The sequence below is a fragment of the Variovorax sp. 01N429 genome, from assembly GCF_056399425.1.
The window spans coordinates 16,177-28,295 of record NZ_JBFTRG010000022.1; the positions used below are offsets into that span (position 1 = coordinate 16,177).

14 protein-coding genes are annotated in these 12,119 nt (G+C 64.7%); 5 read left to right on the top strand and 9 right to left on the bottom strand.

The window, feature by feature from the left end; all coding sequences use genetic code 11:
• The first annotated feature begins 41 nt into the window (after positions 1–41).
• Positions 42–878, top strand: a complete 837-nt coding sequence (locus AC1DSF_RS26800; RefSeq protein WP_478128152.1) for a transporter — start codon at positions 42–44, stop codon at positions 876–878.
• Between the two features lie 42 nt (positions 879–920).
• On the opposite strand, the gene AC1DSF_RS26805 is transcribed toward AC1DSF_RS26800, so the two are convergent.
• The 4 genes from AC1DSF_RS26805 to AC1DSF_RS26820 form a co-directional block, all read right to left on the bottom strand.
• A complete protein-coding gene (locus tag AC1DSF_RS26805) occupies positions 921–1,508 on the bottom strand; it encodes a hypothetical protein (protein WP_478128153.1) in 588 nt (195 codons plus the stop codon).
• 172 nt (positions 1,509–1,680) lie between these two features.
• A complete protein-coding gene (locus tag AC1DSF_RS26810) occupies positions 1,681–3,543 on the bottom strand; it encodes an AMP-binding protein (protein WP_478128154.1) in 1,863 nt (620 codons plus the stop codon).
• A gap of 118 nt (positions 3,544–3,661) precedes the next feature.
• Positions 3,662–4,486, bottom strand: coding sequence for an alpha/beta fold hydrolase (locus AC1DSF_RS26815; protein ID WP_478128231.1), 825 nt, complete (start codon positions 4,484–4,486; stop codon positions 3,662–3,664).
• 380 nt (positions 4,487–4,866) lie between these two features.
• Complete coding sequence (locus AC1DSF_RS26820) at positions 4,867–5,196, bottom strand: hypothetical protein (RefSeq protein WP_478183751.1); 330 nt, start codon at positions 5,194–5,196, stop codon at positions 4,867–4,869.
• Positions 5,197–5,203: 7 nt separating this feature from the next.
• Between AC1DSF_RS26820 and AC1DSF_RS26825 the strand changes: the two genes are divergently transcribed.
• Entirely contained in the window at positions 5,204–5,329 is a 126-nt protein-coding gene (locus AC1DSF_RS26825; RefSeq protein ID WP_478183752.1) for a hypothetical protein, read from the top strand.
• Here AC1DSF_RS26825 and AC1DSF_RS26830 read toward each other — a convergent pair.
• Both AC1DSF_RS26830 and AC1DSF_RS26835 read right to left on the bottom strand, forming a co-directional pair.
• Positions 5,323–6,648, bottom strand: a complete 1,326-nt coding sequence (locus AC1DSF_RS26830; RefSeq protein WP_478146081.1) for a DUF3443 domain-containing protein — start codon at positions 6,646–6,648, stop codon at positions 5,323–5,325. The genes AC1DSF_RS26825 and AC1DSF_RS26830 overlap by 7 nt on opposite strands.
• A complete protein-coding gene (locus tag AC1DSF_RS26835) occupies positions 6,632–7,069 on the bottom strand; it encodes a DUF2844 domain-containing protein (RefSeq protein WP_478128157.1) in 438 nt (145 codons plus the stop codon). Before AC1DSF_RS26835 ends, AC1DSF_RS26830 begins: the two co-directional genes overlap by 17 nt.
• A 265-nt stretch (positions 7,070–7,334) precedes the next feature.
• On the opposite strand from AC1DSF_RS26835, the gene AC1DSF_RS26840 reads away from it, so the two are divergent.
• Complete coding sequence (locus AC1DSF_RS26840; protein WP_478128158.1) at positions 7,335–7,637, top strand: DUF4124 domain-containing protein; 303 nt, start codon at positions 7,335–7,337, stop codon at positions 7,635–7,637.
• A 120-nt stretch (positions 7,638–7,757) separates the two neighbouring features.
• Entirely contained in the window at positions 7,758–8,135 is a 378-nt protein-coding gene (locus tag AC1DSF_RS26845) for an HU family DNA-binding protein (RefSeq protein WP_478128159.1), read from the top strand.
• Positions 8,136–8,203: 68 nt separating this feature from the next.
• On the opposite strand, the gene AC1DSF_RS26850 is transcribed toward AC1DSF_RS26845, so the two are convergent.
• Both AC1DSF_RS26850 and AC1DSF_RS26855 read right to left on the bottom strand, forming a co-directional pair.
• The gene (locus AC1DSF_RS26850) at positions 8,204–10,456 is read right to left on the bottom strand and encodes a heavy metal translocating P-type ATPase (RefSeq protein WP_478146082.1); all 2,253 of its coding nucleotides are present in this window, start codon (positions 10,454–10,456) and stop codon (positions 8,204–8,206) included.
• Positions 10,457–10,530: 74 nt separating this feature from the next.
• Positions 10,531–10,788: a hypothetical protein gene (locus AC1DSF_RS26855; RefSeq protein WP_478128161.1), complete on the bottom strand. Its 258-nt coding sequence runs from the start codon at positions 10,786–10,788 to the stop codon at positions 10,531–10,533.
• Positions 10,789–10,961: 173 nt separating this feature from the next.
• On the opposite strand from AC1DSF_RS26855, the gene AC1DSF_RS26860 reads away from it, so the two are divergent.
• Positions 10,962–11,462 carry a hypothetical protein gene (locus AC1DSF_RS26860; RefSeq protein ID WP_478146083.1) on the top strand — a complete coding sequence of 167 codons (501 nt, stop codon included), beginning with the start codon at positions 10,962–10,964 and terminating at the stop codon, positions 11,460–11,462.
• A gap of 1 nt (position 11,463) precedes the next feature.
• Here the strand turns inward: AC1DSF_RS26860 and ureG are convergent, their stop codons facing one another.
• Positions 11,464–12,114, bottom strand: coding sequence for an urease accessory protein UreG (gene ureG / locus AC1DSF_RS26865; protein WP_478128163.1), 651 nt, complete (start codon positions 12,112–12,114; stop codon positions 11,464–11,466).
• Between the last annotated feature and the right edge of the window lie 5 nt (positions 12,115–12,119).

Here is a 12,119-nt window from a genome sequence, read left to right on the forward strand (position 1 = left end):
CCAGTGAGAGTGAACCGATCAACATGACTGGAGGAATCGACATGCGCATTTCCCGTGACAACTGCGGCAGTCCCGCCAAGGCACTCGCCATCTCCGGCATGGCCGCGATGCTGTTCGCGAGCCAGTCGGCGCGCGCGGAAATGAGCGCTGAAGAACTCGCGAAGCTCGCGCAGAACCCGGTCGGCAACCTGATCAGCCTGCCGTTCCAGAACAACACCAATCTCAACTTCGGGCCGGAGAAAGGAACGCAGAACATCCTCAATATCCAGCCCGTCATTCCTATTTCGGTCAACAAGGACTGGAACATCATCACGCGGACGATCTTGCCGGTGATCTCCATGCCATCGCTGGGCCCCGGTACGCCGAGCCTCAATGGCGTGGGTGATGTGGTGATGACTGCGTTTCTCTCTCCGGCCAATCCGGGCAAGTGGATCTGGGGTGCGGGGCCGGTGGTGCAGATTCCGACCAACAGCAATTCGGAGCTGGGCAACAACAACTGGGGGCTCGGGCCTTCGGCCGTGGTGCTGCATCTCGACCATGGCAGCCCATGGGTCTATGGCGCGCTGTTCAACAACATCTGGTCGGTCAGCAGCAGCGGCAAGGGCGGCTCCTACAACAACTTGCTGCTGCAGCCCTTCATCAACTACAACTTCAAGGGTGGGCTCTATCTGACGACTGCGCCCATCATCACCGCCGACTGGAATGCGACCGGCAGCCAGCGGTGGACGGTGCCGCTCGGGGGCGGCATCGGCAAGATATTCCACCTGGGCAAGCTGCCGGTGAACACGCAGCTTTCGGCTTACTACAACGTGGTAAGGCCCGACAACGGCGCCAACTGGCAGATCCGGGTTCAAGCGCAGTTCATGTTCCCGAAGTGATCGGCGAAAGGAGCGGTGCGCACCGCTCCTTCTCGAGACTGGTCAGCCCTTCCGGACTACCGAGGTCGCGAGCGCCTGCGTGATGGTCATCTTCATCTGGTCGCCGACCTTCACGCCGTCGAGCATGGCGGGATCCTTCAGCGTCACTTCGGTGAAGTGCCCGAACGGGCCGCGAACCATCACGGTGCCCTTGGACTGATTGACCGCCCAGATGTTCGAGACCATGGTCGTCTGCTTCATCGCGGCTGCGCCGGGGAGCTGGCCCACCGCTGCGCGATCGGCAGCCACGGTCTGCGTGGCCATGCGAATACCGTCGCCCTTCTGGAAGTCGAGCGCCACCGAACGGATGTACGTGATGTCCACCGTGTCGCCGACCTTGACCTGCGCCAGGTTCCTCACCCTCGGGTCGACCATGACCGCAAATTCATTCCCTTCCGGTCCCTTGATGGTCACGATGCGGTTCTTCTGGTCGATGGCGGTCACCTGTGCGGTCACCGTGACCGACTTCATGATGTCGCGGACGTCCAGGACGTGGGGTTTGTCCGACGGGGTGTTCTGCTGTGCGGAGATGGGTGCGCTGAACGCCAGGGCAGAAGCCAATACGAGCAGTGTGCAGTGGGTCGCTTTCATTTCACGTTTTCCTTTCACTTCTGGAAGATCTGGGTTGACGGAATGCGGCATCGCGCGCAGTGATCCCTTGCACTCCGGCGGTTGATTCTCACCATTGGCCGGGCGTGCGCCATCCTGACGGCCACGCATGGACACGTACGTGGTGGCGCACCGGCAATGCGCCCGGAGGCGCTCAGTCGACCTGGACGCGCGCCTCGAACAGATATCCGGCCAGCGCCTGCTCGACGCGCGGCACTGACTCTTCGGCGGCTGCAGGCAGGGTGACTGTGACCGTCATGCCGTGGCGCCCCCCTTCGCTGGCCCGCACTTGCGCGCCGGTCAGGTCGAACTGCTCCCGCATCAGATCCGTCACCAGACGTGCCGCCGCATCGCAGCGCAACTGCGGCTTGTAGATCTTTCCCACGGTGGTCAGGGGGATGGCGTCCACGACGTGGATCTGCTTCGGCCACGCCGGGCGCTCGCCGATGGTGCGCTCGGCGTGCTCGCTGAGTTCGTCCGCCGTGACGCTGGCTCCCGGACGCAGCATCACGTAGCAGACCGGCAGCTCGCCGGCGTAGGCACAGGGCATCCCGACGGCGGCGGCCAACATCACCGCCGGGTGGGCTGCCATGGCGTTTTCGATCATCAGCGGATCGATGTTGTGGCCGCTTCGGATGATCAGGTCTTTCGCGCGGCCCGCGATATGGATCCGGCCTTCCTCGTCGGCGTAGCCGAGGTCGCCGCTGTTGAGCGCGCGGTCTTCGAAAACGCCCGCGTCGTGCCCGGGATCGCGATAGCCCGGCGACACATGTTCGCCGGAAGCGGTGATCACGCCGACCTCGCCCGTCTCGCACGGCGCTCCCAGCCAGCCGCCCGCCTCCAGGCGCCGCACGACGACGCGGGTATAGGGCAGAGCCAGCCCGACAGATCCGATGCCGCCGCTGCCGGCGACGGGGTCGATGGCGATCAGGCCCGACGCCTCCGTCATGCCGTAGACCTCGAACAGCCCGACGCCGATCAGCTGCCTGAATCGCTCACCCACGGCAGGCGGGAGCGACGCGGCACCGCAGAAGCCGGCGCGTACGGCGCTCAGGTCGGCATCGGCGATCGGCACGTTCAGCACAGCACCCACCGAAGTCGGCACGGCCCCTACAAAAGTGGCGCGGTATTGGCTCGCCAGGCGCCAGAAGCCTTCGACCATCGCCGGGTTGCGCAGCCCGCTCGGCGACATGACCAGCAGCCCCATGCCCGCCATGAAGGCGCTCAGGCCGCAGAAGATGGTGCCCCCGACATGAAACAGCGGCAGCGTGGCCGTGAGCGTGTCGCTCGGTCGCATGTCGCCGAGGATGGCGCCGCCCAGGGCCGCGACCAGCTGGCTCCGGTGCGTGAGTGCGACCAGCTTGGGTGCGCCCGTGGTCCCGCCCGTGTGAAAGTACGCCGCCACATCGCCATCGCGGCCGGGCTCTCCGAAGACGAGTCGATCGTCCGGCTGCTCCATCAGCGCCGCATGGAAGTCGATCACGCCTTCTTCGAGTGGCACGCCGGGCGGCGCCACGCGCACCAGCGTCAGTCCCGGCACTTCGTCGCGCAAGGCCAGGGCCTTCTGCCAGATGTCCAGCGCCGGATGCGGACCGAGCGCGACCAGCACGCGTGCGCCGGAGGCCTTGAGCAAGCCGGCGATGTGCGAGGGTTGCAGCAGGAAGTTGATCGGCACCGCGTAGCCCACGCTTTCGGCGCCCCAGAGCGTGGCGTGGGTCTCGACCAGGCTGGGCAACATGTAGGCGACGCCGGGCCGAGGACCAGCCAGGAATGCGAAGAGGTTGGCGGCCCGCCGGATCAGGCCCAGAAGTTCACCGTAGCTGACACGGCGGGGCTGCTCGTTGGGCGCCCCCGTCATCAACATCGTGAGCGCCGTGCGATCCGGCTGCCGAGCGGCGGTACCGATGAAGACATCGAGCACGCTGCGCTCCGGCAGCCGGGCATCGAGTGTCATTTCCGCCTCGACGCGCTCCAGGTCTTCGAGGTTGCGAACGCCGGTCTCGGGCAGGAGTGCCATGACAAGTTCCCTCGTATGGATGAAAGGCGCAAGACAGTACGCGTTCTGCGCCGTCGCAACAACGAGGTCTTTCCCGCGATTGGCCGTATGGTGATCGGGCCGGACGCGGTGAGCGCTGTCAGCCCTTCACGAAGGCGAGCAGGTCGGCGTTGATCACATCGGCGTTGGTGGTCGGCATGCCGTGTGGAAAGCCCTTGTATGTCTTGAGCGTGCCGTTCTTCAGCAGCTTTGCCGACAGCGGCGCCGAATCTTCATAGGGCACGATCTGGTCATCGTCGCCGTGCATCACGAGGACGGGCAGCGTGAGCTTCTTCAGGTCATCGGTGAAGTCCGTTTGCGAGAAGGCGACGATGCCGTCATGGTGCGCCTTGGCGCTGCCCATCATTCCCTGGCGCCACCAATTGAGGATCACGCCTGGCGCGGGCTTGGCACCAGGCCGGTTGTAGCCATAGAACGGGCCCGATGCGATGTCGTGGAAGAACTGCGCCCGGTTGGTCGCCGTTTGTGTCTGGAAGTCGTCGAAGACCTGCTTGGGGAGCCCGCCCGGATTGGATTCGGTCTTCATCATCAACGGAGGCACCGCGCTGATGAGCACGGCCTTCGCAGCGCGACTCTCGCCATGTCGCGCGAGGTAGTGCACCACCTCGCCGCCGCCGGTCGAGTGGCCGACATGCACCGCGTTCTTGAGATCGAGATGGGTGGTCAAGGCCGCGAGGTCGTCGGCGTAGTGGTCCATGTCGTGGCCACCGTCGACCTGGCTGGAGCGGCCGTGGCCGCGGCGGTCGTGGGCGATGACGCGATAGCCGTTCTTCAGGAAGAACATCATCTGCGCGTCCCAGTCGTCCGACGAAAGCGGCCATCCATGGCTGAACACGATCGGCTGGCCCTGGCCCCAGTCCTTGTAAAAAATCTCGACGCCGTCCTTGGTGGTGATGGAGCTCATGGACATGCTGGTTCCTTGCAGAGGTTGCTGGGTTGTTGAAAGCCGCGGTCGCGGCAGGAGGCATTGTTCTCCCAATCGGCATCTGCAACATCCGTTCCATGGGAGCCCCAGTCCCCCTCTTTCGGGTTGACTCGTTGACAGACAACGGCAATGACATCTACGCCGAAGCGCGCGGCCTGCTTGCCGGCTATCGGTGGCCGCAGTATTCGCTGCACCGCGGGCAACTTCAGATGCTGTCGTACAAGGCCGTGCTGGAGCGCCTCGGCCCGGAGGCTGTGCGGCTCGGCCATCGGATCACGGGCTATCGCAACCATGACCACGGTGTGACCGCGCTCGTCGAAACTCAGGACGGCCGGCGCCTGGAAGCGGAAGGGAGTGCTTTATCCGATCTCGCCGCCCGATCCGCGCACGGGCCTTGCCACCATCAACTGGATCGCCGAGATCACCGTCAACGCAACGGATGGACCCAGGGCGACTGGAACCGCCGGGTGGCGCTGGACGACTTCGCGCATCATTTCGACGGCTGGAACTGCGGCTGGCTCGACGTGCCGGCGATGCTGCGCGGCGCCGACGAAATCTTCGAGTACCCGATGATCGACCGCGACCCCGTACCCATCTGGGTGGACGGCCGTGTGGTGCTCATGGGGGACGCCGCGCACGTGATGTACGGGGCTGGTCGACGATCGCTGCGGCGGCGTCTTCGACGACATCGACGAAGTGATTCCGGCCGCGGAGCGCGAGGCTTTCATGGCGCGCTACAAGGCCGCCGCGGGGTTTGCCATCGAGACGCTCAATGCAGCGCCGTCGACGATCGCGCCGGGAGCGCGCGCGTCGGCTCAATAAGCGACGTACGGCCCCGGCCCGGCGGGCGTTGGTGCGCCCTCGATTGCCGAGAACACATTCCGCCCGAAGAAGAAGGGCAGACCCCAATCGAAGCCCTGGTCTCCAGGAAAGCTTCCGGCGACGTTGTTGAACGCCGTCGCTCCAATGTTGCCCGTGAACAAGGCGTGGGCATTCGCGACCGTGAAGCTGACCGTGCCGTTCGTACCGTTGATCCCCTGGTTGACGGCCGAGAGCGTTTGCTCCATGGGAGGGCAGTAGAAGGCGCTCTCACCCAGGTTGGGACATTTCGGCAGCGCAGTGGTGTTGAAGAAAAGAAAATTCGAGCCGCTGTCGATGAAGCTGTGAGGGTAGGTCTGCCCGTTGAACACGGTCGTGAAGTCACCCGAGTTGTCGACGCCATAGGCCTGCGCGCTGCCCAATCCATTGTTGTTGCGCGTGCCGATGCCCAGCACCAGTGAACCCGTCACGTTCTGGCCGCCCCGCGGGTCGATCGCCGGAAGCTGGATCAGCACGCCGTTGTTGTCCGATGGAAAAAGCGCCACGGGATTGGTCACCTGTTTGGCAAGCGGGACGGACGTGGGCGAGCACCCATTGCCGTCCGGGCACGCGTAGTAGGTCCCGGAGACCGCCCTGCTGACGCAAGCGGCGCCGCAGTCCTGCCGGAACGAACCCACGCCGAGCAAGCCGTTGCCGCCCAGGCTCGCGACCGTGTTGTTCGCCGAGCCGGCGTTCGAGCACGAGGTAGGCGCAGCAGGGAGATCGGGGTCGGCAATGATCTGCACCGGCAAGGATGCGGCCGTAGCGCCTGCGATGCTGACATCCGCCAGCTTGACCGTGCCCCACGAATAGCTGCTGACGAACTGCGCGCATTCGGCAATCGGATTGTTCGAGCTGTCGGATTGCTGCTGGAGCGCCGATAGGTTGGTCACGGCCGAGGCAATCAGGCGAAGGCCGGTCGATCCGGTATCCAGGATCACATGGTCGATGGTCTGGCAAGACGAGGTGCCCGGGGCGCACACTCTGACGCTGACGAAGGGCACGTTGACGATGCCCGTCACGCCGGGAGGCCCCGCATCGAGGATGATCGGCGCCACGTTCGATCCGGAGACGCTTGCATTGCCATCTGAAGGCCCTGGGTTCGCGGCCGCTCCGCTCGGCGGACTCGGGGATCCGATCACGCCATTGCCGACTGCACCTACTCCGCCACCCCCGCCGCCCCCCCCGCCGCAAGCAGCGGCAACGAGGGCGCAGAAGATGGCCGCGGAGGCGAGGCGTGCGCGCACCAGGACGCCGAGGCTTTGTCTAGCGGATGTCTTCAATTCGCACTCCCTCTGGCAATTGACCGGGCAGATAGGCCTTTCCTGTAAAGGACCGCATATGGCCGCCCGAATGAATGACGACTTCGGGTCGGCTCACCAGCGCGTGGCCGCGGCCGATGCGTTCTTGCCCGGTGGACTCCACGAAGGTGGCGAAGTGATCGCCCAGAACCTGCTTGAGGTCGGGCATGAACGGACCCTGCCAAGTCACCGCGAATACTTGTCCCGAGGCGGAAGAAACGTATTCGCGGACCACCGTTCCGGTGTCCGTGGTGATTTCATGGATGCTGAAGGCGGTGCCGGCCTTGACTTGGCGCATGGCCTTCATGCGCGTCTGGTCGACTGCCACCGATGAAGCAGGGCCGCCGAGCGCGGCAAACGCATTGAACGGCAACGACGTGGGCAGCAGGAGGACAAGCGCCATCCCACCCAAGCCACGAAGGCCACGAACTTTTCGAACCGCAGGCATGTCAGCCCTCCCTTTTCGCGAACGAAAATATTGTGGCCCTCGCTGTGTGACCCTCTACGTAGGATATGAGGCACTGTGGCGCGCGTCACACAAGTGTTTTCCCTTCAGCGAGCGGCTGACGCGGTGCGCCTTTTTTCACGCTTCGTTCACCTGCCTGGATCAAGCGCTGGACGGGTACCTTCTTGCGGTTAGCATCGTCGTAACAAATTGAAAGCGACCTATGCTTCCTTCGGTTTCGCACGTCATCCGCGCTGCAGTCGTTCTTGCAATCGCAGCCGCAGCCGCCTCTGCGTCCGCTGAAATCCATCGGTGCAAGGACGACAGGGGACAGACGGTGCTTTCCGATCGCCCATGCGGTGCCGCGTTTGCCGGTGATGCGCTTCGCCCGAACGCCCTCGGCTCGGGTGCCGACAAGGTGGCTGCCGGTGAAATGCGCACTGCTCATGGCAGGGACATGACTGCGCAATATTCGTTCATTGCCGACCAGGCTTCGCGCTCCGCGAGAAGGTCGTCCGAGAGGTAGCCGCTGCCGGTTTGGCCGGGCGCCTGGCGCGCTGCCCTATACTCCGCGCCGCTTGCAGCTTGTATGTACGCTGCGCCGCCATCGGCAACATGGCGAAATCAATCCTAAGGAAATTTACTCGTGAACCGTATCGAACTAGTCGAAAAGATCGCCTCCACCCACGTCGTCAGCAAGGCCGAAGCCGCCCGCATCCTGGAAACAGTGACGGGTTCCATCGTCGCCGCAGTGAAGAAGGGTGATCCGGTTCAACTCATCGGCTTCGGCACTTTCAAGCAAGTGGCCCGCGCTGCTCGCACCGGCTTCAACCCGCAAGCCGGCGCGAAGATCAAGATCGCCGCACAGAAGGTGCCCAAGTTCGTGCCGGGCGCTGCTTTCAAGGCGGCCATCGATCCCAAGGCCGCCAAGCGCAAGGCCGAGAAGGCCGCTGCAAAGCCCGCTCCGAAGAAGGCTGCTCCTGCGAAGAAGGCAGCGCCTGCAAAGAAGGCCGCCAAGAAGTAATTCTTCTTCGCGCAAAAAAAAACGGCCTCTCTCGAGGCCGTTTTTGTTTTTGAAGGTGCGCAGGCGCCTCAGGCCTCGGCCTTGCGAAGCAAACGCAAGCCGTTGCCGACCACCAGCAGGCTCGCGCCCATGTCCGCGAAGACCGCCATCCACATGGTTGCGCTGCCGAATATCGCCAGCGCGAAGAACACTGCCTTGATCGAGAGCGCCAACCCGATGTTCTGCCACAGCACGGCATGCGTGCGGCGCGACAGCCGAATGGTTTCAGCGATACGCCCGAGGTCGTCGTTCATGATCACGACGTCGGCCGCCTCCATGGCTGTGTCCGTTCCCGCGGCTCCCATGGCAAAGCCGATGTCGGCGCGCGCCAAGGCAGGGGCATCGTTGATGCCGTCTCCCGTCATGGCGGTGGATCCGTAGCGCTTGCGCATCTCGTCGATCGCGTCGAGCTTGTCTTGCGGCAACAGCCCGCCGCGCGCATCGTCAATGCCTGCTTCGCGCGCGACCGACTGTGCCGTGGCTTCGTTGTCGCCAGTCAGCATCACCGGCACCACGCCGAGTCGCTTGAGTTGCGCAATGGCTTGCACGGAACTCGCCTTCACCGTGTCGGCCACCGCGAAGAGGCCGAGCACGCCGCGGTCGCTGGCAAGAAGCGTCACCGTGCGTCCTTCGGCTTCGTGCGCAAGCAGCGCTTCGTCCAGTGCCGGATCGGTCTGGCCGCGTTCGCGCAGCAGCCGGTGATTGCCGAGCACCAGACGCTCGCCGTCGATCACGCCTTCGACGCCGCGCCCGAGCAGCGCACCGAATCCTTCGACGTCCGTGATGGTGCCCCCCAGCCCCTCAGCGATGGCTCTGGATACTGGGTGGTCCGATCGAGCCGCCAGACTCTTCGCGCGCTGAAACACGTCGGCTTCGTCCGCATTGCCCCATGGCGCGGAGGCGACCAACTGCGGCTTGCCTTCGGTGATGGTGCCGGTCTTGTCCAGCGCAACGGCCTTGAGCCGGCGTGCGTTCTCGAGGTAGGTGCCGCCTTTGATCAGGATGCCGCGCCGTGCTGCGGAGGCAAGGCCGCTCACGACCGTGACCGGCGTCGAAATCACCAGAGCGCACGGGCACGCGATGACCAGCAGGACCAGCGCCTTGTACAGCGCGGCCAGCCATTCCCAACCCAGAAAGACCGGCGGCAACACCGCGACTGCCAGCGCAAGGACGAACACCGTCGGCGTGTAGATCGCCGCAAAGCGATCCACGAAGCGCTGCGTCGGCGCGCGCGAGCCCTGCGCTTCCTCGACGGCGTGGATGATGCGGGCCAGCGTCGTGTCGTTGGCGGCCGCAGTCACGCGGAATTCGATCTCGCCGTTTTGGTTGACGGTGCCCGCAAACACCGGATCGCCGGGCTCCTTGTCGACCGGAATGCTTTCGCCTGTGACGGGCGCCTGGTTGATGGAACTGCTGCCGCGCGTCACGATGCCGTCCAGCGCCACCCGTTCGCCCGGCTTGACCCTGGCGACTGCGCCGAGCGCGATCTCGCCGGCGAGCATGCGCTTCCAGCTGCCATCCGCCTGCTGCACCTCCGCATCGGCCGGCGCAAGGTCGACGAGACCCTTGATGGCGTTTCGTGCGCGGTCCACCGCGCGAGCCTCTATCAGTTCGGCGATGGCGTAGAGCGCCATCACCATCGCTGCTTCCGGCCATTGACCAATGACGAAGGCGCCGGTGACGGCCACCGACATGAGCGCGTTGATGTTGAGCCTCGCGTGCCGCAGCGCCTGCAGGCCCTTTGCATAGGTTTCGAGGCCGGCCAGCCCGATGGCCACTGCTGCGACGACCATGCCGGCCGCTTTCCAGGCCGCGGTGTCCGGCGCGAAGTAAGAAACGCCTTCGGCGACGAGCGCGAGGCCGAGCGCGGCCGCGAACCGCATGTAGCCGCTGCCATGGCGCGGGTCGTGCTGCGATGGGTCGTTCGCGTCTGATGGTGCTTTGGGCGCGAGCAGTTCGGGCGAGTAGCCCGCCTTGCGGATCGCCGCCAATGCGTGTGGAATCGCGCCCGGCGCGCCGTCGATCCTGAGCGTTCGCTGGCTCAGTTGGAAATGCAGCCCGCGGATGCCGGCGATCGGTTCGACGACGCGGCGAATGTCCGATTCCTCGGCGCTGCAATCCATCGTCGGAATGCGGTACGTGTTGGCGCCGATGCGCCCTGTCGGCGCTGGCGCATGGACGTCATGCTCCGCCGCACAGCAGTCCCCGTGGGTACGGTGCGAGTTGGGCGAGTGCGAGTGAGGCACTCCGACGGTAGACGCTTTCGAGATTGTTCTTGCCATCCAGCCATTGGAAACCCTCGAGTCACTGCAAGGTCAACACCGCCAGCAGAACGTGGGCATGCGGCCAGCGCCAGTCAAAAATCGTTGCTGTGCAGGCAGATGGCGGTCGTCGGATCCTCGCGATAGCGTGCCGTTGCCAGCGCATCGATCGAATCGGCGTTTCGCGTGTAGGCCTGCACCAGTTCCGAATCCTCGCCTTCGGGCGCGTGGAAGCGGGTGTGGAGCGCTTCTTCGTCGATGCGCGCAATGATGCGCGCGCCGTCGTAGCCGTCGGGATAGATGGCGAATTGAACGGTGCCAGCCGCTGGGATGAAGATTGCTTCGGAAGCCATGGTGTTCTCGAACGTCAGATTCGTTTCAATCAGTATCCTGCGATTGCAGACCTCAAAATATAGGTCCTAAGTTGTATACCCCAAGCAATCTGCGGACCATTTCACGGCGCGCGTGACAAATCGATGCCGACGACAATCCGGCTCCTCCCACCGACAAGACTCACCCGTCCAAGATGAAGCCAATCCGCGCACTGCTCGCCTTCAGCCTTCTCACTGCCGTGACCGCATTGCATGCACAGGCGCTGCCGGCCGGCGTTCGGTTGGGGATGTCGACAGAGGAGCTTCGGGCGGCGCTGCCCGGCGTGGAGCGCGTGCAGCGCCCGCAGCGTCTAGCGGGTGGGCTCGCCGGCACATGGCATGCCGCGCCGGCAAAGGTTGCGGGCTTGCTTTTCGAGCCGGTCTTCTTCTTCGCGGGCGGCGAGTTGCGCAGAGTCGAATGGGTGGCGCCCACTGGCACATCGCCCGATCTCGGGGCAGCCGCCTTCGCTGACATCGTCGCCTGGGGCCGCAGCAACTATGGCCCTGAGCTCAGCTCAAACGATCCGGGCAGCGCATATGCAGCCTGGGTGCAAGGCGACATGGACGTGTATGCGCAACGCACGAGCGACTCGCACCACGCGAGCGTGCGGCTCGTCTACAAGGCCCGCCAGGTCAAGGACGCGAGCGAGCTTTGAATCAGGCGTCCTTCAGCATGCCGCGATCCTCGATGAACGACACGACTTCGGCCAGGCCTGCGTGCGTCTTGAGGTTCGTCATCACGAAGGGCCGCTGCTTGCGCATGCGCCTCGTGTCCGCTTCCATCACGCCCAGGTCGGCGCCGACGTAGGGCGCCAGGTCGGTCTTGTTGATCACGAAGAGGTCGCTCTTGGTGATGCCCGGGCCGCCCTTGCGAGGGATCTTCTCGCCGGCCGCCACGTCGATCACGTAGATCGTGAGGTCCGACAGTTCGGGGCTGAAAGTCGCGGCGAGGTTGTCTCCGCCGGATTCGACGAACACCACATCGGCATCCGGAAACTGGTCCAGCATCCGGTCGATCGCTTCGAGATTGATCGATGCGTCCTCGCGAATCGCGGTGTGTGGGCAGCCGCCCGTTTCGACTCCCATGATGCGTTCGGCCGGCAGCGCGCCCGCGACCGTCAGCAGGCGCTGGTCTTCCTTGGTGTAGATGTCGTTGGTGATGGCGATGAGGTCGTACTTGTCGCGCATTGCCTTGCAGAGCATCTCGAGCAGGGTGGTCTTGCCGGAGCCGACGGGGCCGCCGATGCCCACGCGAAGCGGCGGCAGTTTCTTGGTGCGATGGGCGATGTGATGGAGTGCGGACGACATGGGGA